Below are 25,101 nucleotides of genomic sequence, written 5' to 3' on the forward strand. Positions count from 1 at the left end.
GTGGCTGCTTTTTTTATGCTATTTGTCGTGCTTCCTTGTACTTGTAAATAACAATCAAAAGATTTAAAATAAATTAATTGGATAAACTAAATTTCTATCATCTATCTTTTATAGCCTATCATTATAGGTTAATCACTCTATTCAGGAGGTTATAATGAAAAAAGTTCTTACTTATGGTACTTTTGACTTGTTGCATATAGGTCATATAAATATTTTAAAACGTGCAAAAGAATTAGGAGACCATTTAACAGTTGGTCTTTCTAGTGATGAATTTAATAAAATCAAAAATAAAGAAGCTTTTCATAGCTATGAAAATCGAAAAACTATTTTAGAATCTATCCGATATGTAGATGAAGTAATTGCTGAAAATGATTGGGATCAAAAAATTAGAGATGTTGTTGATCACAATATTGATATTTTTGTGATGGGAAATGATTGGGAAGGTAAATTCGACTTTTTGAAAGATTATTGTGAAGTTGTATATTTGCCAAGAACAGATGGCATTTCAACAACAAAAATAAAAACGGACTTAATTAATATAAATGGTTAGAGAACTATTTATTTATATGTACTTAATGCTATTTTCTTTTCTGTTCAAGGTAGCTAAGTTGTTTCCTCTGCAGAAGAAAATAGTTTTTTGTGTGTCCTTTGTTGAAAATAATTACTTTATATACAATGAACTAAAAAAGAATTCTCAAACATATCCTTGCATTTTTTTAACAGACCATAAAACCACTTCCTTTTTTAAAGACAAAGTTACAATTGGAGATACAGTTCTTCCCTTCTCCCCCAGACACTTTGGATCTTTTTTAAAAGGAATTTATCACCTGGCAACTTCTAGAGTGGTTGTGTTAGATAATTATTTTGGTTTTTTATCAGCAATTCAGTTTAAAAGTGAAGTTAGAAAACTTCAAATTTGGCATGCTAATGGCGCCATTAAAACATTTGGTTGGAAAGATTATAGTGTCAAACACCGTAGTAATCGTGCAAAGAAAAGATTTAGTAAGGTATATAATCAGTTTGACTATATCCTTTCTGGTTCGAAAAAAATGTCTGCAATATATCAACAAGCCTTTTCTGTTTCTGAAAAGAGAATGCTAGAGATTGGTATCCCTAGAACTGATATTTTTTTCGACCAACATTATATAAAAAAAGTTAAAGATACATTTTACACAAAGTATCCTACTTTTAGAGAAAAAAAAATTATTCTGTATGCACCAACTTTCAGAGATGACCAAGGAGAAACTTCTGATTTACCACTTAACTTTGCTTATTTTAAAGAAAAATTAAAATCTGACTATATTTTACTTATTAAACTGCACCCAAGTATAAAAAATGCAATGGACCTATCAAATTACGAAGGTTTTGTTTACGATCTCTCTTCCTATCCTACAATGAATGATTTATTATTCATTTCGGATATATTGATAACAGATTATTCTTCTATTCCTTTTGAATATTCATTTTTACAAAAACCAATGATTTTCTATCCTTATGACTTAGAAGAATATTCTCAAAATCGAGGATTTTGGGAACCGTATGACCAATTAGTACCAGGACCTATTGCGCATAATTCAGAAGAAATTGTCGACTACATTAGTCACTCGTCCTTTGATTATAAGAAGATTGAAAACTTCCATGAAGATTGGAATACTTATTCATTAGGGAATGCTAGCAAAAATGTGGCTAATCAGCTTCATAAATGGCTAAAATAATGAATAACATACACTTTCTTTGTGACTATTTTTCTTGCTTTATCGAATACAGAAACAAAAGAGATTTGTACTAATGGGATTTATCAAACTATTTAGTTATGATAGATGCCTTTTTTATAGGGCCGCTAATTGTGTTATGATTACTTTAAATCCTATGGTATTTGTTGAAATGACTCGAAAAGAAGTGTATATTTAGTTTGGTTTATGTAAATGAAAGATTAAATAAATATGAAGAGACAGTTGATAGATAATCATGTAAAGGAGACTTAATTATGATATACGCTGAAATCCTTGCTGGTGGAAAAGGAACACGAATGGGAAATGTTAGCATGCCAAAACAATTCCTTCCATTAAATGAAAAGCCAATTATTATTCATACTATTGAAAAGTTTTTATTAAATGACCAATTTGAAAAAGTTATTATTGCTTCACCCAAAGAATGGATCAATTATACAAATGATATTATCAATAAATATATTGATAATCGTGACCGTTTAGTTGTAATCGAAGGTGGAGAAGATAGAAATGGGACCATTATGAATGGAATAAAATATGTGGAAGATACATTTGGGTTATTTCATGACGATATAATCGTAACGCATGATTCTGTTCGTCCTTTTATTACCCATCGCATTATTGAAGAAAACATCCAATACGGTCTTGAATTTGGTGCTGTTGATACTGTAATATCTGCGATTGATACAATTGTCGAATCAGAGGATGGCGAGTCTATTTCTCATATCCCTGTTCGTGATCTTATGTATCAAGGTCAAACACCACAAACATTTAATATGAAAATGCTGAAAGATCACTATTACTCCCTTTCTACGGAGCAAAAGGCAATTCTTTCAGATGCTTGTAAAATCTGTGTCTTAAAGGGCGAGAAAGTGAAACTTGTAACAGGAGAAGTATTTAATATTAAAATCACAACACCATACGATTTAAAAGTAGCAAATGCTATTATTCAGGAGCGAATAAACCATGATTAATCAAGTTTATCGTCTTGTTTCCCCAAGACAATTTGAAGTAACATACCAAGACTTCTCCTTAAAATCAGAATTGATTGTCGTTCGGCCAACTCATTTGTCTATCTGTAATGCGGACCAACGCTATTATACTGGATCACGCGGTAAAGAGACAATGGCAAAAAAACTACCAATGGCTTTAATTCATGAAGGAATTGGTACAGTTGTATACGATCCAAAAGGTGAAATAGCAAATGGAACAAGAGTAGTAATGGTTCCTAACGATCCTACTGAAGAAGATCCTTACATTGCTGAAAACTATTTGCGTTCAAGTAGATTCCGCTCTAGTGGCTATGACGGATTTATGCAAGACTATGTCTTCTTAAAGAGAGATCGCTTAGTTGAAATTCCTGAAGATATGAACCCATTTGTAGCAGCTTTTACTGAACTTATCACAATTGCCATGCATTCCCTTACAAGATTTGAATCAAGATCTCATAAACGCCGAAATACATTTGGTGTTTGGGGAGATGGAAATCTTGGATTTATTATGTCATTAATCTTAAAGAAGAAATATCCTGAGAGCAAAGTAATTTCCTTTGGAAAAACGCAGTATAAATTAGACCGTTTCTCCTTTGTAGATGAAGCGTACTTAATTGATGATATTCCAGAATCAGTAAAAATAGACCACGCATTCGAATGTGTAGGTGGTTTAGGCAGCCAATATGCTATAAACCAGAGCATTGATTTAATTGTGCCAGAAGGTTCTATTTCGATTCTAGGGGTGTCAGAGTATCCTGTTGAAGTAAATACAAGAATGGTTCTGGAAAAAGGTATTACCTTGATTGGCAGTAGCCGGAGTGGACGTGCTGATTTCCAAAATACCGTTAATTTTTATAAAGAGTATCCAGATATCGTAGATTACTTTTCTACCCTAATTGGAGAAGTCCAAACAGTTACATCTATTCAGTCCATTATTGAGGCATTTGAAAAAGACTTAACTTCTTCTTGGGGAAAAACGATTATGGAATGGAAGATATAAATCTTACCAAAAGATAAGAAAGGTAGATTGTTTTTGAAGAGTATAAAATTACTACCTACTGTTTTAGCAAAAATTGGTTTCCAATTTGTTTATTTACTTTTTTGTTTCTTCTTTAAAGTAAATCCCAAAAAAATTACCTTTGCATCTTCACGTTCAAACGAACTAAATGGTAACTTAGAATATATTTATTCAGAATTTAAAAGTAGAGATAATAATCTTATTTTAGTAAAATCATTCTTTAAAATTAAGAATGATTTTACTGGTAAGATACACTACTTATTTCATATGATTAAAGAGTGCTATCATATTGCAACTTCAAGATATTTTATTATCGATGATTATCATTATTTGATTTACTTAATTAAACCAAGAAAAAAAACAGAAATTATTCAACTTTGGCATGCTTGTGGAGCATTTAAAAAGTTTGGTATGAGCATAGTAGGAAAGCCAAATGGCCCAAGTAGGGAATATATAAAGACTGTTAAAATTCATTCAAATTACTCTAGACTATATGTCAGTTCGTCTGAGGTTATTCCTTATTATGCAGAAGCTTTTGATATGGAAGAGTCAAAAATATTCCCCCTAGGTGTTCCCAGAACTGATTATTTTTTTGAAAATCATCAGAAGGAAAAAGTGATAGAGAAATTACTACAAAAAATAGGATCATTCCAAGATAAACAAATAATTCTTTATGCCCCTACATTTCGCGGGAAAAGTTATCAACAGGACGTATTTGTTAGCCCTATTAATTTTAATTTATTAAAAGAGCAACTAAAAAAAGAATCAATCATTTTGATTCATTTACATCCTTATATGTCTTCTGCTTTCCATTTAGAGGACGATTTAAAAGATTTTGTTTACCACATCAAACATGACTTTACTATTGAAGAGTTATTATTAATTACAGATGTTCTTATAACAGATTATTCCTCTATTATATTTGACTATAGCTTATTAAATAAACCTGCGGCATTTTATGCTCATGATTTAGATGAATACATGCAAGAACGAGATTTTTATTATGAATACGAATCATTAGTACCTGGGCCTATTTTCTCTCACACAGAGAAACTTGTAGATTGGTTAAATAATGGGCAGTTCAATCAAGAGAAAATGGATTTATTTAAAAATAAATTTTTTGATTATACAGACGGAAACACTTCTAGTAGAATCGTTTCACATTTGCTTAGTTCATTGAATGATTTATGAAGTTAAGGAGACATAAATATGTTAAGAAAGATTATTCGAAAGTTAAGAAGAAGAACCTCTTCTAATTCATCCGGACCGGTAGTCCGTGATGATCTGGAATTTAGCATTGATAAGCCTGTTCAAATAACAGAGGATCGGATTATTATCCAAAAAGAGAAAATAAGTGAATCCCTTCCTGTTCTGAACGAAATAGCTGGAAAAATAGAAGAATATATTCCTCGCCGTAAAATAACGCAATTGAACTGGAATGGACCTATTTTGGAAATCGAGGGATATTTTTATTTAGAAAAAGTTCCTATGATGAATGAAGACCTCGTGAAAAAACGTTTAGTTTTATTAAGCACTAGTGGTTTAAAGGTATCTATCCCCTTACAAGATGTGCTTGTTAAGGATATCAAAACAACGGATTCTATTGATAGTAAGTATAGCTGGGCAGGTTTTCGCTCAAAGGTTAACTTTGCTACTATTACTTCCCATAATAGGCCGCTTCCTGAGGAGGAATATCGCTTATTCTTGGAGCTTGACGTCCATGTACTTGGCGATAAAGTATATAAAAAATCATTCCCTTTAGGAAATATTGAGCATTTTCTAGATAATGGTTTTCATTCAGCTAAAATGGAGTATTTCACCGCAAGAAAAGAAATGAAGTTCAACCTTTTAGCTACATATGATTTACCGTTAAAGACATTAAAAATTACGTCATCTAAATTGAAGGACTTAGATCCAACCTTAATGGGATTAGATGCAGACTTAAAACAGCGCGGTATCATTTATCGCATTGTCTACAAATGGTGTTTTTCTCTAACTTACAAAATATGCAAAACGCTATTACCATTGCAAACAAGAAAGATTATTTTTGCATCTGACAGCCGTAGTGAAATGAGCGGAAACTTCCAATTTGTCTATGATGAATTACTTAGAAGAAATTTAAATTATGACTATCATCTCCTTTTAAAAAAGGGAGTGGACGAAAAGAAAAATTATCGAGAAATCTTTAGCTTAGCTTATCATTTAGCTACTGCTAAATTTATTATTCTTGATGACTTTTATCCAATGATCTATCCACTAAAAATTAGAAAGAATGCTGAATTGATTCAATTATGGCATGCAGTTGGAGCATTTAAAACATTTGGCTTTAGCCGCTTAGGCCGTCCAGGCGGACCGTCACCAAAATCGAAAAACCATCGCAACTATACAAAAGCTATTGTTAGCTCTCATAACGTTGCAAAGCATTATGCTGAAGGGTTTGGTATTGACTTAGATAAAGTAATTCCAACAGGTATTCCAAGAACAGATGTTTTCTTTGATAAAGAATATCAGGAAGAAGTACGAAATAACTTATATGAAGAGTATCCATTCTTAAAAGGTAAGAAAGTAATTACATTTGCACCTACTTTCCGAGGAAATGGCCAGCAGTCTGCCCATTATCCAATGGAGGTATTAAATTTAGAAAAGCTATATAACGAATTGAAGGACGAGTATGTATTCCTGTTTAAAATTCATCCATTTGTAAAAAATGAATTTAGCATTCCTTACCAATTCAGTGATTTCTTCTATGATTTTTCTTCCTACCGAGAAATCAATGATTTACTATTTATTACTGATATCTTAATTACAGATTATTCATCTGTATGTTTCGAATATGCTCTATTAAATAAACCAATGATTTTCTTTGCATATGATGTGGAGGAATATGTCCGTACACGTGACTTCTATTATGACTATCATTCCTTCATTCCTGGTCCGCTTGCAAAAACGACAGAGAAAATGATCGACATTATTAAAAAGGAAGATTTTAAAATGGAGAAAATTGAGCCCTTTGTTCATTACTTCTTTGATGATTTAGACGGAAAAGCAACAGAGCGTGTTGTTGATCAGCTTATTATCAATAATTTTAATGAGTTATTATAATTAGATATCGAATGTTTAATGGAACAAAGTTGTTTTTTAATTAGCTATAAAAACTAAAAATTTAAAGAAAGTCGTCTTAATAAGCTTCTCTTATTAAGACGACTTTTTCTTTCTGCCGACATTTCTCGGGAAATACTTGTCAGCATTTGTTGATAATTTAGTGTTTTCAATAAATACAAACGCGGTATATATACTATAAGAAAAAGAGTGGAAAGGATGATAGATATGAAAATAAAAGCTGGTAGCTGGAGATTACTAAGTTCTCAAGATAAGCAATTTATTTTACAAACTGTTTGTACCCTTTCTCAATATAAGGGAAAAGCTCATTCTAATTAAGCCTCATACACTTCAATTGGTAACCCATCAGGATCAGCAAAAAAAGTAAACTTTTTGTTCGTAAATGGATCGATCCGAATATCTTCAACTGTAATATTATTCGATTGTAAATATTGTACAGTTTCTTCTATGTTATTTACTTCAAAGGCAATATGACGTAAGCCGGCAGCCTCAGGATAACTTGGTCTTTCTCTTGGTTTAGGAAAGGAAAATAGTTCGATTTGATAGATATTGTTTACTAAAAGGTCTAGCTTATAAGAGTCCCTTTCTTCTCTGTATACTTCATTTATTGGCTTAAATCCTAAAAGCTCCACATAAAAATGTTTTGATACTTCGTAATTGCTGCAAATAATCGCTATATGATGAATCTTATTTACATTAAACATTTTATTACTCCTTTTCATTTAAAAATAAGCATCGTCATGTTAGAAAAAGCGAAGAAATTGTCTGGATTCCTTCGCCTCTATGTATTATTTATTGTGCCATTTCCATGCACTCTCAATAATTGTCTCTAAGCCTCTTTCTGTTTTCCAGCCTAATTCGCTGGATATTTTCTCCGAGGAAGCAACTAATCTTGCAGGGTCCCCTGCTCTTCTATCACCTAGAATTACATTTGCCTTTGTGCCAGTAACCTTTTCACACATATCAATTACTTGTTTGACAGAATAGCCTACTCCGTTACCTACATTATAGGTTTCTGCTTCCTTTTTTCCATTTAATAGAGCGTCTAATGCAGCTATATGAGCATTAGCTAAATCTGTCACATGGATGTAATCACGAATGCAAGTCCCATCCTCGGTTGGATAATCTGTACCAAAGACAGAAATAGACTCTCTCTCTCCTAATAATTGTTGAAGAATAATAGGAATTAAGTGTGTTTCTGGGTCATGACTTTCCCCGATTTCACCAGATACATGAGCACCAGCAGCATTGAAATAGCGTAAAACCACATAATGAAGACCATATGCGGTATGAAAATCAGCTAAAATTTGTTCTACCATTAATTTTGATCTTCCATACGGATTAATAGGTGCTGTTTCTGATGTTTCTACAATGATTTCTTCTTTTGGAATTCCATATGTAGCTGCAGTTGAAGAGAAAATAAAGTTTTTCACCTTATATTTCAACATGACATTTAATAACGTTAATGTATTGGCTACATTATTCTCATAATATTTATATGGGTCTTGAACAGACTCCCCGACTAGACTATATGCTGCAAAATGCATAACAGCTTTAATTGGATATTTAGAAAAAATCGCTTCTAAATCGTCTACATTCCCTAGATCCCCTTTTACAAAAATAGCACGCGAATCTACTGCTTCCTCGTGACCTGTAGCAAGATTATCTAATACAATCACTTCTTCTTTTTCTACTAATTCTTTAACCAAATGACTACCAATATAGCCAGCTCCACCTACTACTAATATCATAGATAAATCTCCTTTTAGTAACATTTTATCCTCTCTCCTATTTTATCACATTTTTTGTAAAAATTTTTTACAGTAAGATTTTAATCGCAAATTGGCACTAAAAAAGAAATATCCTATTGTCAAATAGACAAAAGCATAGTATCTTTAAATAGACTCAAATGCAGAAAACGCTTTCAACTTTTCTAATCTATCATTTTAACAACAACATTTTATTTTGCTATTTTGCGCAAACGTTTTCACTGATGCCCCATCATGAACTCACTTTCTTAATAAATCACCTTTATCCCATTAGGGCAATCGTTTTCTTTGAAGTACATAGGTAGTAACAGAAGTCTTTCTGTTCTCATAAAAAAATGGAAAGGAGAATGTTTTTTGAAAACAAAAAATCATCCTTATCTCGTACTATGTTTAATTTTTCTTCTTATTTTCAGCAGCTTTGGAGGCTATCTTCCAAGTAAAAAGGCAAAAGCAGATAATTTACCAGATTCTCCTATCGTCAATGCTGATAAGTCTGTGCAATTCTCCTATGATAATGCATCGGCACAGGACGTGAAAGTGGCAGGAAGCTTTACTGACTGGCAAAATGGAGCATTAAGCATGAAAAAGGACAAAGACAATCGCTGGTCCCTTTCTATTTCAAATCTAGCAGCTGGCGTCTATCAATATAAGTTTATTGTTGATAATGAATGGATAACAGATCCAGCCAATGAGATTTTGGAAGATGGCAATAGTCGCTTTGTTGTTCCCGGCTTAAACCTTGATTCTATACCGGTGAAGGTTGAAAAAAATAAATCATACCCATTAGAAGCGACCCTAGTTAATAAAGATGGCAGTACACAAAAAGAAACAGAGCTTACGTGGTCACTTAAAGAGAAAGTAGAAGGGATTAACATTGTTGATGGCCAACTAACAATACAGGACAATGCAAAAGCTAATGAATCCTTTATCCTGCTTGCTGATAAGGATGGGGAAAAGGTAGAAAAGAAAATTGATATTGTTGGCAATATGTATTCGTATACTATTAACTATTATCGTCTAGATGAAGACTATACGAAATGGGATTTATGGATTTTTAACAGTGGGGTTCCTGATAATGGCTTTCCATTTACAGAGAAAGTGACAAATGATTATACGTTTACAAGTGGGAACTATTCTTTTCCAGAAAATGAAATAACGATTATTCCTCGCAAAGGAAATTGGGAAGCGCAAGATATACAGAACTCTATTAAAATAGCGGATGGCAAACAAGCTGCTGAAGCATGGATAATTGAAGGGGTAGAAACTGTTTTCTATACAAAAGATGATGCTATTAACGCAATAAAAGATTTAAAAGGAGGGGATTATGTAAGGCGCCATATTCAGTTTATGTATGATCGTCCTGATTTGGATTATAAAGACTGGAATATATGGGTATGGGGGACTGGTGTGAAGGATGATCAAATCGATTTTGATCAAAACCTTCACGGGAAGGCGACTGCAACAATTAATGTAAGTGAAGCAGCCCAAAGCGTTGGATTTATTTTACGAAAAGGCGAAAATTGGGATACAGCTGTTAAAGAAGGAAATGGAGATCGCTACATATCTCTAAATACATCGGATTTAATCACAAAGGTTTATGTTACAAGTAGGCAAGAGGAGCTATTTATTGTGCCTGAAGTTACTGGACCCGTTTTAGAAAAAGGAAATGCTACCTTCTACTATAGAGACAAAGATTTATATGCAAAGAATGAAATGGATAAACTAGAAAAGGTAGAACTTCAATTTAATGGAAAACGTTATAATATGACGAATGAAGCAAAAAATGAGCGTTTTTCCTATACAATTGAAAATATCCCAGAAGGAAAGCATCCCTATTCTTTCTTTGTAACAATCGATGGGATCGAAACAGAAGTAACTGATCCCTATAATACGGAAAATGGCACATCCATGCTTGTTTATGAAAAAGCAGATTTTAACTTGCTTACGGATATCACTCCAAAAGAAGCGACTTATAACGACAATGCCGTCCTTTCCGTTGATTGGCAAACAAACAAAAATACAGCTATCCGTGAAGTGTATGCTGATTTAAGCGCTATTGGCGGAAAAGGAAAAGTAGCAATTGATCCACAATTAAAGGAACTTACCATCGCTATTGACCAAAATACAACTACAGGAACGAAAGAAATTCCGGTATATATTACTGATCAGTATGGCAACATTCATACCGAGCAAGCAAAAATCACAGTTAAAGCAAGACAATCAGTGGGAAAAGATGATTTTGACTGGGATGAAGCAAGGATTTACTTTATGCTAACAGACCGATTCTTTGATGGAGATTCATTGAACAATGATCCATCTGGCATTGGCTATGATACAAGTAAACCTGGAACCTATCATGGTGGAGACTTTAAAGGAATTACAAAAAAGCTAGATTATCTCGAAAATCTAGGCATCAATACAATATGGATTAATCCTATAGTAGAAAATATTAAGTATGATGTTCGCTATGAAAATCCAGATACTCCTTATTATGCGTACCATGGATATTGGGCTAGTAATTTTGAAAAATTGAATCCTCATTTTGGAACAATGGAGGATTTCCATGAACTAATTGATGCAGCCCATGAGCGTGGAATAAAAATTATGGTGGACGTTGTCGTAAATCATGCGGGCTATGGGTTAAAAGCAAGTGATGCCGTAAAGGATGGAAAAATCGCTAACTTCCCTACTGCTGATGATAGAAATCGTTTTGCTGGAATGTTCCGTGATGGAGGCACAGATACTGTACAAGGCGAGCTATCAGGACTGCCTGATTTCTTAACGGAAAATCCAGATGTAAGGAACCAAATTGTAGATTGGCAAACTAGCTGGATTGAAAAATCAAAGACAGCGAAAGGAAATACCATTGATTACTTCCGCGTGGATACCGTAAAACACGTTGAGAATACAACGTGGTCAAGCTTTAAAAATGAATTAACAAAAATTTTACCAACCTTTAAATTAATTGGAGAAGCATGGGGAGCTCAAGTGAATGATGACCAAGGCTATTTAAATAGCGGTATGATGGACTCCTTATTAGACTTTGACTTTAAGAATTTAGCACGTGACTTTGCAAATGGTGATATAGAACGTGTCCAAAGAGCTTTAGAAGATAGAAACAATAAGCTTTCAAACACAGGTACATTAGGACAATTTCTAGGTAGCCATGATGAAGACGGCTTTTTAGAGTCTGTAGATGGTGATATTGGAAAGCTTAAGCTTGCAGCCGCATTGCAAATCACCTCTAAAGGTCAACCTGTCATTTACTATGGAGAAGAGCTTGGTCTGTCAGGAGCAAATAATTATCCATACTATGATAACCGCTATGACATGGATTGGAATCTAACGGAAAACAATGAGGTTCTGGAGCACTATACAAAACTATTAAATGTTAGAAAAGAATACTCCAGCATATTTTCTAAAGGGACTCGTGCTCACATAGCAGGTAGTGATGCGGAAGGTTATTCTGTATTTAAACGAGAATACTCAAATCAACAAGTTTTTGTTGCCTTAAATACGAAGGAAACAGCGACAGAAGCTGCCTTTGAAGTTCCATTTATGAAGGAAGCAGTAGATTTATATTCTGGTAAAACATATTCTGTTAGTGAAAATAAAATTACGATAACTATTCCTTCTAGAGAAGACGGCGGAACTGTTTTATTAGTAGATGCGGAGCAAGCAGAGCCACCTCAACCAGAGGTACCTTCTACTCCTGGAGAAACGGATTCAGAAACACCTCCAACATCTAATGATAACGGAGTGAAAAAGCCTAAATCAGATGGTTCCAAAAATCAAGGTTCTCATCAAGCAGCAGAAACCCCCAGCATTCCAAACAAAGGAAATGGAAAAGCTCTTCCTAATACTGCAACTGACTCCTATAACCATATTTTAATCGGTTTAGGTCTGCTAGTAATTGGAATTGGAACGGTAATATTTATTCGAAGAAAGAAACACACAGCAGATGAATAAGAAAATACCAGATAAGGGTTTCTCCTTATCTGGTATTTTCAGCTTGTTTTTCTTTGCTTATAAATAGAATAGAAAAAGGAGACATGCCCAACGACATTGCGTTTCCATAATCTTCTAGGTTCTTTTCCCATTCGATATAACCACTCAAGACGGAGATCGCGAAAAATTTTAGGAGCTCTTGTCACTTCACCGGAAGAAAAATCAATAAAAGCACCTACTGCCATCGTAATCGTACACTTTAGCTTTGAACGATATTCATTAATCCATTGTTCCTGTAACGGCATCCCAAATCCTACTAAAAGGATATCTGCTTTACTCTCATTAATCTGACTAATTATATTTTCCGTATTCTCTTTCGGGAAATAACCATCCTGGTTCCCTACAAATAAAATATTCTGATATGTTTGCTGCAGCCGCTCTTGAGCCTTTTGTGCGACACCAGGTTTAGCTCCCAAAAGAAACACTCGAAATGATTGGTTATGCTTCTCTTCATTTAATGACTCAAATAAAGCCGGAATAAAATCTGTCCCATTTAAATTTTCCTTAAAAGAGAAGCCAAAAAGCTTAGCACCCATTTCAATACCAATTCCGTCATTTAACAATAAATCAGCATTATTCAGCATATCACGATATTCTGCATCCTTTTGCGCAATATTATATCCATGATCATTTAGAAAAAAAACATCCGTTGCTTTTCTTTCGTCTAGTTTTTCCTTTATATACGTAATAGCTTCTTTTGAGCTTATAACATTTACTTTTAAATTTCCTAGCCATTTCTTATCCATTTTGTATCCCCTAATGAGAAATTTTTTAAAAAAGCCCTTTTCTATTATATAAAAATTGTCTACTAGAAACAATTCATGCTAGTAATACCTCTCTCATTCTATACTGTACAATTTACAATATTTACTATTTTTCCTTTTTTAAGAAATATTTACTATGCCGATGTTGGAATATGTCGAAAGTTTTCATATGAAAATGTTTTTAACTTTTGCATAATAGTGATAAAATTTTACTGTACAATTAACAGATAAAGGCAAACCATCTGAAAGGGTGGGACGCAAAGCTTCAGGTCTAAGGTAGATTTTTTTACTATGATGGCTGGGCCACCTTATATTCTATAAGGAGGTTAATTATCATGATTAATTTGTTTCCCACCGAAATTCAAACTGAAAGATATTTAGACAGTGAATGGTTATCGCTTATCTCGGAGGCAAAAAAGCAGGGCTTAACGCATGAAGAAGTCCGTGCAGTGTTAACAATACTAGAAAATAGAATAAATTTTTAGAATATTTTAAAATATGATAGCGTTTCAACCTTAATAGCGAATCTATTAAGGTATTTTTTCTCTTTTATGTCACCCGCAAAAAAAAAAGTGTCACATTGGACACTAAATAATGGGGAATAAAAGCGAAGTGTGTATTGATTTTTTCTAATAAAGGATGGATGTTTCAAAGAAAGAGCTTTGAAACGGAAAGATAATTTTGGCGTGAGTAGTGTATAGAGTGAAAGCCTTAAGATGTTGGGGAAGTACGAGAGATAGTTTCCATCTGAATAATATGTTCTAGCTGTTTTATTCTTACATTACATTGTTCTAATTTTTCATTAGTCTTGGCCTGCATTTTAATTAATGTAACCATTAACTCTGGTACATTATTCACCTTGTTTTCCTCCTTTAAGGAATGGTTTGTTCTAGTTTTCTAGGATCTAAGAAACGTACGGATTCGGCAATAACTTCTGTTACATAGACCTTTTTCCGATCCTGATTTTCATAGTTTCTTGTTTGTATTCGGCCAACGACTCCAACCAGAGAGCCTTTATGACAATACTGGGCTGTATTTTCCGCTACCTTATTCCAAAAGGTACATTGCACAAAATCAGCATCGTAATCACCAGCTTGATTCTTGTAGTTTCTATTTATTGCAACAGTCACATGAACAATGGAAGTTCCTTCTTGCGTTACTCGCAGTTCTGGATCTTTCGTTAGCCTTCCTACTAAAGTAACTTGATTGATCATCTTCTCCCTCCCTTCTCTCTTAAATTAGTAAAATCATACTATAAATTAGAGCAAAGGCAAAATGTCGAAAATTCAAGTTTTGAGCGTATATCTATAAAGAAAACGAAGATTTCGCCTAAGCGATTTTTAAACTTCGGAGCAGAAATAGCGTTCAAATTTTAAGTTTTGCCTTTTTTATTTTATTAATAAAAAAACTCCTTCAGGAATGTCTAGAAAAGGAATATCACTTCGCTTTTCCCAAACAATCTTGAAGGAGTTTTGGTAGATTATTTATTATATCCGTCGATTACTGCATTCACTTGCTCCATTACGCCTAGCTTCAGTGCTTCTAGCTTACTTGTGCTTTCTTCTAAAGAAGAACTATTTACACTAAAGTAGAATTTCGCCTTTGGCTCTGTTCCAGATGGACGCAGACAGAACCATGAACCATCTTCTAAATAATATTTAATTACATTAGACTTTGGTAGATCAATCAATGTTTCTGTTAGACCTTCTGAACGTTTACTTGTTAAATAGTCTTCCACTGCTACAACATTTAAGCCCTTAACTTCTTTGATTGGAGCTTTACGGAAAGTATCCATAATATATGCAATTTGCTCTGCTCCATCTTTTCCTTTTAATGTTAATGATTCTAAACCTTCTTGATAGAAGCCATACTTTTTAAAGATTTCTAGTAAACCTTCATATAGCGTTAAACCTTTTGCTTTATAATAAGCAGCAACCTCTGCAGCAAAAATGGCAGATTGAACAGCATCTTTATCGCGCACGAAATCACCGATTAAATAGCCATAGCTCTCTTCATAACCGAAAAGGAACGTATGCTCATGTGTGTGTTCAAACTCTTTAATTTTCTCTCCGATAAACTTAAATCCTGTCAAAGTATCAATAGTTGGAATGCCATAAGATTCTGCAATCACACGGCCAATTTCAGAGGTAACGATTGTTTTAATGACAACACCGTTTTCTGGAAGTGTTCCCTTTGCCCTTTTCTCAGACAATAAGTATTCAAGCATTAATGCACCTAATTGATTTCCTGTAAGAACTGTGTATTCGCCACTTGCATCCTTCACTGCAACCCCTAGTCTATCTGCATCTGGATCTGTGGCAAGGAGAACGTCGGCATTGATTTCTTTGCCGTAACGAATCGCAATTTCAAAAGCAGCATGCTCTTCTGGATTTGGTGATTTTACGGTAGAAAAGTTAGCATCAGGTAATTCTTGTTCCTTCACAACTGTTACATTTTCAAATCCAAACGCTTCTAAACCAGCACGGACTGGCTTGTTTCCAGTACCATGTAATGGAGTATAAACAATTTTTAAATCTTTTGCTTCTGGCAAACGATTTAATTGGATTGTTTTTAGTTGTTCTACATAGGCAGCATCTACTTCTGCACCAATATATGTTAATAATCCTTTTTCTAATAACTCTTTTTCATCTAACACTTCTATTGTAAGCTCATCTTCTACTTCATTTACATATTTAATAATGATATCCGCAGCCTCAGGAGGAAGTTGTCCACCGTCTTCTCCGTATGCTTTAAAGCCATTATACTCAGGAGGGTTGTGACTAGCGGTAATCACTACTCCAGCAAATGTATTTAAATAGCGTACAGCAAAAGATAATGCTGGTGTAGGACGAAGCTCTTCAAACACATAGGATTTAACTCCAAGCTTACCTACTACTTTCGCAACTTCTAGGGCAAATTCTGGAGATTGATGACGAGAATCATACGCTACAGCTACCCCGCGCTTCATCGCTTCTTCTCCTTGCTCTACTATGTACTTCCCTAATCCTTCTGCTGCTTTACGAACAGTATAAATATTCATGCGATTAATACCAGGTCCTAGTTCTCCACGCATACCGCCTGTACCAAATTCTAAATGTTTGTAAAAACTGTCCTCCAGCAACTTATCAGATGTTTGTAATTCTGTTAGTTGCGCTTTTAAGTTCGCTTCTAGTCCTGCAAAACTTGTCCACTTTTCTACGATTTCTTTATAAGCCATTGTCGCTGTTCTCCCACCTTTAAATTAATTAACCATATATCTTAACATTACCTAAAATATGTATATAAGTAAAGATTTTTTCAAACCCCTTCTTGTGGAACCCTCCTCACCAATCAGGTCTTAATTCCTATGTCAATAAAGTTCCCAGATCAATTTCCACCTAAATCATTTTTGTCTCCACATCTTTGACAGTGGACCGTCTTCTCCATAGACTGGATCCGCAGCTGGAAAAAATGCACTTTCGACCTCTTCCTGTACACCGTCTAAGTCTTTCTCTACATCTGTTTTTATATTATAATCTTCTCCATTTGGGTATGCACCGATCACTTCAAATTCTGGAGAGGCAGATAATTTCTTATGACCAGTTCCCGCAGGAAGCAATAAGACATCACCACTCTTTACAATAAGCTTGGATCCACCTTCTCCACCTATTTGTAATAAAGCGGAGCCTGTTTTTACACCCAGAACTTCATGGGTGTTGCTGTGATAATGATGATAGGAAAATACTCCTCCTGACCAGGTATTTTTCCAATTATTTTGCTGAAAGACCTTTTCCATTTCGTCTTCCTTATTCTCCATTGCCCTTTTATAATGAAGAGCCGGTAGATACGGATGATTGGGTATATATCTATTCTGTTCGAAATAATACATTGTAATATCTGGATTACCCATGGATACACACCTCTCTGTCAGTTGATATTACTGTATACCCCTCTTCTTCCTAAATCATTCCTACGATTATTTATTGAATTCTTAAAAACATCCATTCAAATAATTACTTCTTTTCTTCCAATTCTGACTTTTGCATTTTTACTAAAAATAAGAAAGTTTCCGTCGATAATATTCAAGGTATCTTTTAATTTTGCTAAATAAGAATTATTAACATTTAAAAAGGAAGGCGAACAGTATGAAAATTTCCATTAAGTATAAATTATTAGCAAGTTTTCTGATTGTTTCTATTTTATTTATGCTTCTGTCCTATTATTCTTATAAAAGTACAAAAGAAACAGTAGAAACTTATGATTATGTAATTGAAACCGTCACAGAATTACGCTCTATTTCTGAACAAATACAGACAAATACAGCTAGAGAAATTTCAAACTTAAGGGGTTATTTTGTTTATAAAACCGATGCCTATAAAAATAGAGTAAATGGCGCAAGCACCAATATTGATACGCTTGTTAACAGTGGGATAGAAATCTCTACTGAGGCAGAAACAGTAAAGCGATTAAAGGATATACAGACTTTAAACAAAGAACTTACTCATAAGGCGAATGCATTGATGAATAGTAATAATCCTTCTCGATCTGCTTTAGATGAGATTACGACATTGTCTGACAGCTTATCTGATCAAACGGAAGCTTTTAATATTTGGCTGAGCCATGATATTTTGAATCCAGAAGTTGAAAAAGCTCATACAGATTCTGAACAAAGAATGATGCTGGTAATTATTTTTAGTGTGTTAGTCACGATGATATCTGTCGTTATGGGGTTCCTACAATCAGTTCTTATTATGAAACCAATTCAGTATTTAAAAACAAATATGCAAAAAGTAGCAAAAGGGAACTTACACACAGCTAAATTTCCTATAAAATCAAAAGATGAAATTTATCAACTAAATGAAGCTTTTGAACAAATGAAAGAGAATTTAGCAAAAATGATTGTTAACATGGCAGAAAGCTCAAATCTGGTAGCGGCATCTGCAGAGCAATTAAATGCAAGTGCAGAACAATCAAGCAATGCATCTGCAGCAATTGCTTCCTCCATTCAGGCAATTGCTGCTAGTAATGAACATGCAATTGTTAAAATATCTGGCAATACACTTGCCTTAGATTCCATTTTAACCGGAGTAGAAGCGATTAAAGATCGTTCTTTGCATGTGTCTTCCTTATCGCAAGCTGCATTTACCTATGCAGAAAAGGGAACAAAACAAATCGAAGATAATTTAACACAAATGAAATTCATTTATGATTCTGTACAACGTTCCAATTCGATTATCTCTTCTTTAGCTGACCGATCAAAGGAAATAGGAAAAATGATTGAGTTAATAAGTAATATTGCCGAGCAAACAAATTTATTAGCTTTAAATGCGGCTATTGAGGCGGCTAGAGCAGGAGAAAACGGCAAAGGCTTTGCCGTTGTAGCCGATGAAGTTCGTAAATTAGCGGAGCAGTCTCAAACTTCCGCACAAGATATTGCCCAATCTTTACATGGAATTCAGCAGGATACATCTGATGCAGTCACCATGTTAAATGAGACAATGGATCGAGCGAAGAACGGGGTAACTATTTCAACAAATACAGTTGAATCCTTCTCCACCATTGTGTCCAATACTCAAAAGGTTGCTCCAGAAATAGATGAGGTTGCCCAAACAGTTGCTGCCATCACAACACAGATTAAAGATGTGGTTGGGGCTGCAAATGAAATTACCCTTCTTGCTAAAGAAAATGGGAATAGTACAGAAGAAGTTGCCGCTTCTACAGAAGAACAATTAGCATCGATGGAAGAAATTAAGGCTTCTGCTGAATCCTTATCCAGCATGGCAGACGAATTAATGGAAATTGTGTCTCAGTTTAATAGTGAAAACTAAATTTTTGTGAAGTAAGAGGACCCGAAAAGTTAGCGTGACAATTACTTTTCGGGTGTTTTTTTAAGGGGAATGAATAATGATTTGTTGTTTGGCTGATTTCTTAGCGCGGTTGGCTGATTTTTTTCTACTTTGGCTGATTTCCTAGCCCGGTTGGCTGATTTTTCTTTACTTTGGCTGATTTCCTAGCCCGGTTGGCTGATATCTCTTTACTTTGGCTGATTTTCTGCCCCGGTTGGCTGATATTTTTCTACTTTGGCTGATTTCTTGCCTCGGTTGGCTGATTTCCTCCTGTTTTTTCTGATTTCCCAGTGCACTATGGCTAATTCTCGATACTTTCAGCCAAAATCATCATTCACTTCACCAAGTATTCCCTATAAATATTAATTTTTCATCCTTCCTCCCACTCCTCCTTCTTCTTTCTTCGAACAGAATAAACGAAATAAATAGCAATCAATACTAAAAGAGCGAATAAAAGCAGAAATAAATAATGAAAGCCTAACATTATTGCCTCAAATTCTGAACGTCTTGTATCATTCATCCATTCCGTAATCGTTCCATCTAACCACATATTCATAAAAGTAATAGCTAGCGCTGTCCCGATTACCATTCCAATATTTCGCAGTAAGGCAATAGTACTGCTCATCATTCCTAAGAATTGTAAGGGAACATATAGCATCATAATGCTGTAATTGGGTGATGTTAAAATCCCCATCGAAAAACCCAATAAACAAAGCAATGCAATTAATATAGGTAAGGATGTCCCAGGAGATAGGAAACTCAGCCCAAGCATCGTTATACATAAAAGCCCTAAGCCAACTAAGACTACTTTCTCTCCCCCAAATCTGTCTGCTAACGATCCACTAATAGGTCCTAGTACTGCAAGAAACAATGGATAACACATTAATAAAAGTCCTGACTGCTCGGCAGAAAAGCCTACAACTCCCCGTAAATAAAAAGGTAATATAACCGTTGAAGCAAATGCAGCACAATAGCTTGTCATTAAGATTAATCCACCTGCTTTAACAATCGGTGAAGTGAAAATCGATGGCTGGATAAACGGATGCTCCTCCTTCTTACTATGAAAGAAAAAGAAAAGAAAGCAGGCAACACTCATACACGCAATCCCTAATAAATAGATCTTAAATGCTCCCTCTCCAATTGAGTTAAGAACAAAAACAAAGGAAACAATACCGATTCCAAAATAGATGCTGCCTTTGTAATCAAAGCTAGAATTTTCAAAATGGCGGTCAATTGGCACAAATCTTTGTGCTAAAAAATAGGCTCCCAAACTTATTGGAACAACGGTCCAAAATAAGATATGCCAAGAAAAGGATTCGATAAAAAATCCACCAACAGAGGGACCTAATAATGCTCCGATTCCCACAGATGTGCTGATAATCCCAAGAGCTTTGCCTCGATGTTTCTCAGGATAAACATCTGTCACAATTGCCATATTGACTGCTTGAAGCATTGCTGCCCCACCGCCTTGGATTACTCTAGCAATAATTAACATAGGAATATTGAAAGACAGGGCGGATCCGCATGCTCCCACTGCAAAAATAAGATAGCCAAGATTATGTATACGCTTCTTTCCAAACTGATCTGCTAGTTTCCCCATCAAAGGTAAAAACAACATAATTGCCAATAGATACCCATTGACAATCCATTGGGTAACGGAAAGCTTTGCCGAAAAGTCAATGGATATATCGGTTAAGGCAATATTGACAAATCCAGCAGAAAAGTGGGACAAAAAAGCCCCTGTACAAACAGATAGCAAAAAAAGTATGGACTGGAATTTTTGACTTGAGGTTGATGCGCCTTTTCTTACTTCTAAATAACTTAGCTTGTTTTTTGTCATTTAAATCATCCTTTATGGTGATGAACATACGCATTCTCTCTACTACGGCGAAATCTAAAGAGGAGGATGAGAGTATCAGAAGCTTCTCACACTTTCCTCCCATCAAACTAATTCGTATCTTACTGCAGAGCATGAATAGATTTAACTACTTCTTTACTGGTGGCAACTGTACCAAAGAACTGGTTGATGGTTTGCAAGGTCATCTCATGTGCCTCTTTCGAGAAGGCTGCCGTACAATCTGATAAGAAAATAACATCGTAATCCAGCATAAAACCATCTCTTGCTGTTGATTCCACACATATATTTGTGCTAACACCAGCCATTAACAGCGTCTCAATTTTTAATGCTCTTAGAACAGAATCCAATCTTGTATTAATAAATGCACTATATCTATGTTTTATTACGATAACATCATTCTTCTCTGGTTCCAATTGATAAAATTCTGCTCCCCATGTATTCTTTCGGCAAAGCCCCTTCTGATTTTTTCCCTTTAGTCGCTTAACCCACGTTTCTGAATCTGTGCTGTCCTCATGAATCGTTTGAATATAAATAATCGGTACATTTATGTCTTTCATCGAAGCAATCATGCTTTTTAGATTTGGCATCATTTCATCTACCATAGATACATCTAAATCCTGCTGAGCTAAGCTTCCTTCTTTATGACAATAATCATTTTGAACATCAACAATTAATAATGCAGTATGTTGGGGATTCCATTCTAATTGATTCATTAGCCTCATCCTTTCGTGTTAAATTTATACCTTCTTCCTGTATCCTTTGCATTCCCATCAAAATGATCCATATTATTTAGAAAGCTCATCCACAAATTGCATGTCAATTAGCTTATCGTATTGATAGCCATTTGTATAAACTCCAGTTTTTTCGACAACTTCCATTGGTTTTGCAAGTGCCTCTTCGGAAATAAAGCCATCCTTACTCCAAAGACTATCTGCATAAGCCCGATCAAGCGAAGCCTGCAAGCTTTCCTCCGCAGTCGAAGGGAATTCTTGTTTTAAAATTTTCATCGCCAGCTCATGATCCTCATCAATCGTCTTAAGTCCTTTCATAACCGCACTGACAAAGCTTTTTACTGTCTCTGGCTCTTCTTCTATTGTTGACTTTTTCACGCTTAATACCGAATATGGATAGTCACCAAGACTGGCAAAGCTGTAAAACGGTTCTGTCCAAACTCCTTTATTTATTCCTTCGGTAATCTGTGGTTCTGCGCCGTTCGCTATATCAGCTTGACCCGATTCAACTAATGAAACGACAGCACTTGCATCAGCTGGTTCTTCTAGTTTGACATCTTTATCAGGATCTAAACCGACATCCATTAATAACCACCGTGTTAATAAATTGGGACTTCCGCCAAAGCGCCCTGCTGCTATGGTTTTTCCTTTTAAATAATCAGCAAGTTTCTCCTTACTAGTATTGGCTATTGTTTGCTCTGTATCCGTCATTAAGTACACATTGGCTCGGTTTACAACATTTACTACAGAAACAATAGGATCAGCATTTCCTGTGTTGGCCATTTGATTCGATTCTGGACCACCAATATTTCCCCATGCATCCCCACTAACTACAGAAGTAACATGGGCACCGCCTGTTGCTGTAATTATTTCAACCTCTAGTCCCTCTTCTTCAAAAAAGCCTTCCCGAATCGCTGCATATAAAGGCAGATAGCCAATTAAATGTACTGGTTCGGCAATAACAAGCTTCTTTGTTCCATTCTCAGACTCTTTTTTACTACTGGTGCCGTTTGCGGAGGAACATCCGCTAAAAATAAATAAAAGAAGTACTAAATAAACACCAATTTTAAAATAGCGACTTTTTTTCATGTAAACTCTCCCCCTATTGCATTATCTAAACTGGCTAAGACTCTACTCTCTCAGTCTTTTTCCTTTTAACAAGCGCTTTTCCAGCCAAACAGTCCCTATATACATCAACACTGATAATATGGATAAAACAACAACTCCTACCCATACTAAATTTATATTCATAATTTGTCCTGCGTACAAAATCATTCTGCCAATCCCTTGTCGCGAACTAATAAATTCCCCTACGATTGTTCCCGCTAAGGCTAAGGCAATATTAATTTTCAAACTGCTGACAATCCACGGCATAGCAAAGGGAATAACGACTTTTGCAAAAATATGATGTTTTTTTGCGCCAAGAGAGAAAAGCATTTTTTCTAAATCAGCATCCACACTTTTCACCCCACTATGTGCAGCAATAGCTGTTACAATCACAGTCATCATAAATGCCAGAACAACTTTTGAGCTGAAGCCAATCCCAAAAAGAATAACTAAAACCGGAGCTAATGCAAGTTTAGGAATGGCGTTAAAAGCAATTAAATATGGTTCTGTGATTCGGGAGTAAAAATAGGACCACCAAAAGGACAATCCAAGCAATGCACCAAAAAATGTGCCAAAAAGAAAGCCGATTATAGTAGCACCTGAAGTGTATAGAAGATCGCTCCATAAAGTTCCTTCTGTAAAAGCAATAATACCCGTTTCCCAAATAATCGTCGGGCTGCTCCAATAATAAGAATCGATTATTTTCCACTTTGTAAGTAGTTCCCATAAAACAAAGAAAAGAATACCAATTAAAACTTGCCCAATTAGCGTTATTCGCTTCTTCCTTCTTTCCTTTAATTCCTCATCCTCTATAATCGGCAATATACCTACCTCTTGCATTTTCACCTTATGCGGCAAAATAATTTGCTCTGAATTGTCTCTCATCTATGTTCCTCCTCTTTTCTAGAATCTTATTTTTCTAAAGCTGCTTCTTCCTTTAATAGTGCAAATAAGTATTTTTTCAAAGCAATGAAATCCGGATGCAATAATGTTTCTTGATTGCGTGGTCTTGCTAATGGTACGTCTACCTTTTCCTTTAATCGGCCTGGTCTTGGGGATAAGACATAAATTTCATCTGATAAATAGATAGCTTCATCAATATCATGGGTTACAAACAAAATGGTTTTCTTAAAATCAGCCCAAATATCTAACAGCCAAGTTTGCATCAACAATCGTGTCTGGGCATCTAAAGCACCAAATGGCTCATCGAGTAAAATAATATCTTGGTCATATAACAAGGTGCGTAATAATGCTGCTCTTTGTCTCATTCCACCAGATAATTCATCTGGATAATGATGTTCAAATCCCCCTAATCCGTATTTTTGAAGAAGTGGTTTAGCTCTTGCCACAGCTTCTTTCTTACTCACACCCTTTATTTCTAGTCCTAATATGACATTTTGCAAAATACTTCTCCAAGGTAGAAGCAAATCTTTTTGAAGCATATAGCCCACATATCCATTCTTGCCAACAATGTTCTTACCATCGAGGATTACCTCCCCAGTAGTAGGCTTCATTAGACCTGCGATTATATTAAATAACGTTGATTTACCACAACCACTCGGTCCAATTAAGCTGATAAACTTGCCTTCTTGGATTTTTAAATTGGCATCCCTCAATGCTACTACTTCTTTTCCTTCTTTTTTAAAGATCTTATTCGTATGGCGAACTTCTAGTTTATACACCCTAAAATCCCTCATTTCATAAAATATTACTTTTAATAAAAAAAACCGCCAGAATTTCCTGAGTGTTGTATCTCAGTCTAATTCTGACGGTTTTCCTGCTCTCTTCCAAAGAGTTCATTTAACCAGCCAAATAGGATTCAATTTTCTTGTCTAACATAATAATTGTTCCACTAATCTCTCTCATGGAATCATAATCCTTTAATATTAGCTGCACCTTGAAATGCAGTTTTTCTTCTAAATTGCGTAAAAGCATTTCCTTGTATTTATCAATTAATAGACGATCAATAATCTCCGCAAGGTTATCACTTGAACTTTCTATAATTTCCAGTACAGGAATACGCTTATGCTTAGCAATAATGATAATTTTATTATCGATTAAACTAATCTGCTGTTCAGTTAGCCCAACCTTAAAAATCAATTGATTGACAAGATTGTTTTCCTTCATGATACTTTGCTTCAATTCTCCGAGAGTTCTTGGTAGCTGATCAACTAATATA

General features: G+C 34.9%; 22 protein-coding genes and 1 riboswitch. Of the genes, 9 read left to right on the forward strand and 13 right to left on the reverse strand.

Translation table 11 applies throughout. From position 1 onward, the window contains the following. Nucleotides 1-154 precede the first annotated feature (154 nt). The 6 genes from tagD to BCI01S_RS25910 all read left to right on the forward strand — a co-directional run bounded on the left by tagD (nt 155) and on the right by BCI01S_RS25910 (nt 6,842). Nucleotides 155-550, forward strand: a complete 396-nt coding sequence (gene tagD / locus BCI01S_RS07765) for a glycerol-3-phosphate cytidylyltransferase (protein WP_047943663.1) — start codon at nt 155-157, stop codon at nt 548-550. A gap of 25 nt (nt 551-575) precedes the next feature. Further along, complete coding sequence (locus BCI01S_RS07770) at nt 576-1,715, forward strand: CDP-glycerol glycerophosphotransferase family protein (protein ID WP_268874811.1); 1,140 nt, start codon at nt 576-578, stop codon at nt 1,713-1,715. 272 nt (nt 1,716-1,987) lie between these two features. After that, nucleotides 1,988-2,704 carry an IspD/TarI family cytidylyltransferase gene (locus tag BCI01S_RS07775; protein ID WP_047943661.1) on the forward strand — a complete coding sequence of 239 codons (717 nt, stop codon included), beginning with the start codon at nt 1,988-1,990 and terminating at the stop codon, nt 2,702-2,704. Next, nucleotides 2,697-3,722 carry a ribitol-5-phosphate dehydrogenase gene (locus BCI01S_RS07780; protein ID WP_047943660.1) on the forward strand — a complete coding sequence of 342 codons (1,026 nt, stop codon included), beginning with the start codon at nt 2,697-2,699 and terminating at the stop codon, nt 3,720-3,722. The genes BCI01S_RS07775 and BCI01S_RS07780 overlap by 8 nt, the downstream gene beginning before the upstream one ends. Before the next feature lie 33 nt (nt 3,723-3,755). Beyond that, entirely contained in the window at nt 3,756-4,931 is a 1,176-nt protein-coding gene (locus BCI01S_RS07785; protein ID WP_061797941.1) for a CDP-glycerol glycerophosphotransferase family protein, read from the forward strand. A gap of 18 nt (nt 4,932-4,949) precedes the next feature. Then, nucleotides 4,950-6,842: a CDP-glycerol glycerophosphotransferase family protein gene (locus BCI01S_RS25910; protein ID WP_082810022.1), complete on the forward strand. Its 1,893-nt coding sequence runs from the start codon at nt 4,950-4,952 to the stop codon at nt 6,840-6,842. 332 nt (nt 6,843-7,174) lie between these two features. Here BCI01S_RS25910 and gloA2 read toward each other — a convergent pair whose 3' ends face one another. Beyond that, the gene (gene gloA2 / locus BCI01S_RS07795; RefSeq protein WP_061797946.1) at nt 7,175-7,564 is read right to left on the reverse strand and encodes an SMU1112c/YaeR family gloxylase I-like metalloprotein; all 390 of its coding nucleotides are present in this window, start codon (nt 7,562-7,564) and stop codon (nt 7,175-7,177) included. Nucleotides 7,565-7,648: 84 nt separating this feature from the next. Continuing rightward, nucleotides 7,649-8,611, reverse strand: a complete 963-nt coding sequence (gene galE / locus BCI01S_RS07800; RefSeq protein ID WP_047943684.1) for a UDP-glucose 4-epimerase GalE — start codon at nt 8,609-8,611, stop codon at nt 7,649-7,651. Nucleotides 8,612-8,983: 372 nt separating this feature from the next. On the opposite strand from galE, the gene BCI01S_RS07805 reads away from it, so the two are divergent. Continuing rightward, nucleotides 8,984-12,598 (forward strand): alpha-amylase family glycosyl hydrolase, encoded by a 3,615-nt coding sequence (locus BCI01S_RS07805; protein WP_061797952.1) that lies wholly within the window; start codon nt 8,984-8,986, stop codon nt 12,596-12,598. A 38-nt stretch (nt 12,599-12,636) separates the two neighbouring features. Here BCI01S_RS07805 and BCI01S_RS07810 read toward each other — a convergent pair whose 3' ends face one another. Further along, nucleotides 12,637-13,383, reverse strand: a complete 747-nt coding sequence (locus tag BCI01S_RS07810) for a WecB/TagA/CpsF family glycosyltransferase (RefSeq protein ID WP_047943657.1) — start codon at nt 13,381-13,383, stop codon at nt 12,637-12,639. A gap of 240 nt (nt 13,384-13,623) precedes the next feature. Further along, nucleotides 13,624-13,712: riboswitch (cyclic di-GMP riboswitch) on the forward strand. A gap of 24 nt (nt 13,713-13,736) precedes the next feature. Here BCI01S_RS07810 and BCI01S_RS24680 point away from each other — a divergent pair. Continuing rightward, the gene (locus BCI01S_RS24680; protein WP_082810023.1) at nt 13,737-13,886 is read left to right on the forward strand and encodes an anti-repressor SinI family protein; all 150 of its coding nucleotides are present in this window, start codon (nt 13,737-13,739) and stop codon (nt 13,884-13,886) included. Nucleotides 13,887-14,112: 226 nt separating this feature from the next. Here the strand turns inward: BCI01S_RS24680 and BCI01S_RS25205 are convergent, their stop codons facing one another. The 4 genes from BCI01S_RS25205 to BCI01S_RS07825 all read right to left on the reverse strand — a co-directional run bounded on the left by BCI01S_RS25205 (nt 14,113) and on the right by BCI01S_RS07825 (nt 17,290). Beyond that, nucleotides 14,113-14,259 carry a hypothetical protein gene (locus tag BCI01S_RS25205; RefSeq protein WP_156485403.1) on the reverse strand — a complete coding sequence of 49 codons (147 nt, stop codon included), beginning with the start codon at nt 14,257-14,259 and terminating at the stop codon, nt 14,113-14,115. Nucleotides 14,260-14,273: 14 nt separating this feature from the next. Beyond that, a complete protein-coding gene (locus BCI01S_RS07815; RefSeq protein ID WP_047943656.1) occupies nt 14,274-14,615 on the reverse strand; it encodes a single-stranded DNA-binding protein in 342 nt (113 codons plus the stop codon). 266 nt (nt 14,616-14,881) lie between these two features. Beyond that, nucleotides 14,882-16,618 carry a phospho-sugar mutase gene (locus tag BCI01S_RS07820; protein WP_047943655.1) on the reverse strand — a complete coding sequence of 579 codons (1,737 nt, stop codon included), beginning with the start codon at nt 16,616-16,618 and terminating at the stop codon, nt 14,882-14,884. Between the two features lie 165 nt (nt 16,619-16,783). Next, on the reverse strand, nt 16,784-17,290 hold the full coding sequence (locus tag BCI01S_RS07825) for a cupin domain-containing protein (RefSeq protein WP_061797958.1): 507 nt from the start codon (nt 17,288-17,290) through the stop codon (nt 16,784-16,786). A gap of 235 nt (nt 17,291-17,525) precedes the next feature. On the opposite strand from BCI01S_RS07825, the gene BCI01S_RS07830 reads away from it, so the two are divergent. Beyond that, complete coding sequence (locus tag BCI01S_RS07830; protein WP_061797964.1) at nt 17,526-19,208, forward strand: methyl-accepting chemotaxis protein; 1,683 nt, start codon at nt 17,526-17,528, stop codon at nt 19,206-19,208. A 388-nt stretch (nt 19,209-19,596) separates the two neighbouring features. Here BCI01S_RS07830 and BCI01S_RS07835 read toward each other — a convergent pair whose 3' ends face one another. The 6 genes from BCI01S_RS07835 to BCI01S_RS07860 all read right to left on the reverse strand — a co-directional run bounded on the left by BCI01S_RS07835 (nt 19,597) and on the right by BCI01S_RS07860 (nt 25,064). Beyond that, entirely contained in the window at nt 19,597-21,066 is a 1,470-nt protein-coding gene (locus tag BCI01S_RS07835) for an MFS transporter (protein ID WP_061797971.1), read from the reverse strand. A 119-nt stretch (nt 21,067-21,185) separates the two neighbouring features. Next, complete coding sequence (locus BCI01S_RS07840; protein WP_061797975.1) at nt 21,186-21,797, reverse strand: cysteine hydrolase family protein; 612 nt, start codon at nt 21,795-21,797, stop codon at nt 21,186-21,188. Nucleotides 21,798-21,869: 72 nt separating this feature from the next. Beyond that, the gene (locus BCI01S_RS07845) at nt 21,870-22,904 is read right to left on the reverse strand and encodes an ABC transporter substrate-binding protein (RefSeq protein WP_061797981.1); all 1,035 of its coding nucleotides are present in this window, start codon (nt 22,902-22,904) and stop codon (nt 21,870-21,872) included. A gap of 42 nt (nt 22,905-22,946) precedes the next feature. After that, nucleotides 22,947-23,762, reverse strand: a complete 816-nt coding sequence (locus BCI01S_RS07850; RefSeq protein ID WP_061798251.1) for an ABC transporter permease — start codon at nt 23,760-23,762, stop codon at nt 22,947-22,949. A gap of 71 nt (nt 23,763-23,833) precedes the next feature. Next, the gene (locus BCI01S_RS07855) at nt 23,834-24,604 is read right to left on the reverse strand and encodes an ABC transporter ATP-binding protein (protein WP_373694328.1); all 771 of its coding nucleotides are present in this window, start codon (nt 24,602-24,604) and stop codon (nt 23,834-23,836) included. A 118-nt stretch (nt 24,605-24,722) separates the two neighbouring features. After that, entirely contained in the window at nt 24,723-25,064 is a 342-nt protein-coding gene (locus BCI01S_RS07860; RefSeq protein WP_141232339.1) for a Na-translocating system protein MpsC family protein, read from the reverse strand. Nucleotides 25,065-25,101: the final 37 nt, after the last annotated feature.

It is taken from the genome of Niallia circulans NBRC 13626 (assembly GCF_001591585.1).
Taxonomy (GTDB): domain Bacteria; phylum Bacillota; class Bacilli; order Bacillales; family Cytobacillaceae; genus Niallia; species Niallia circulans.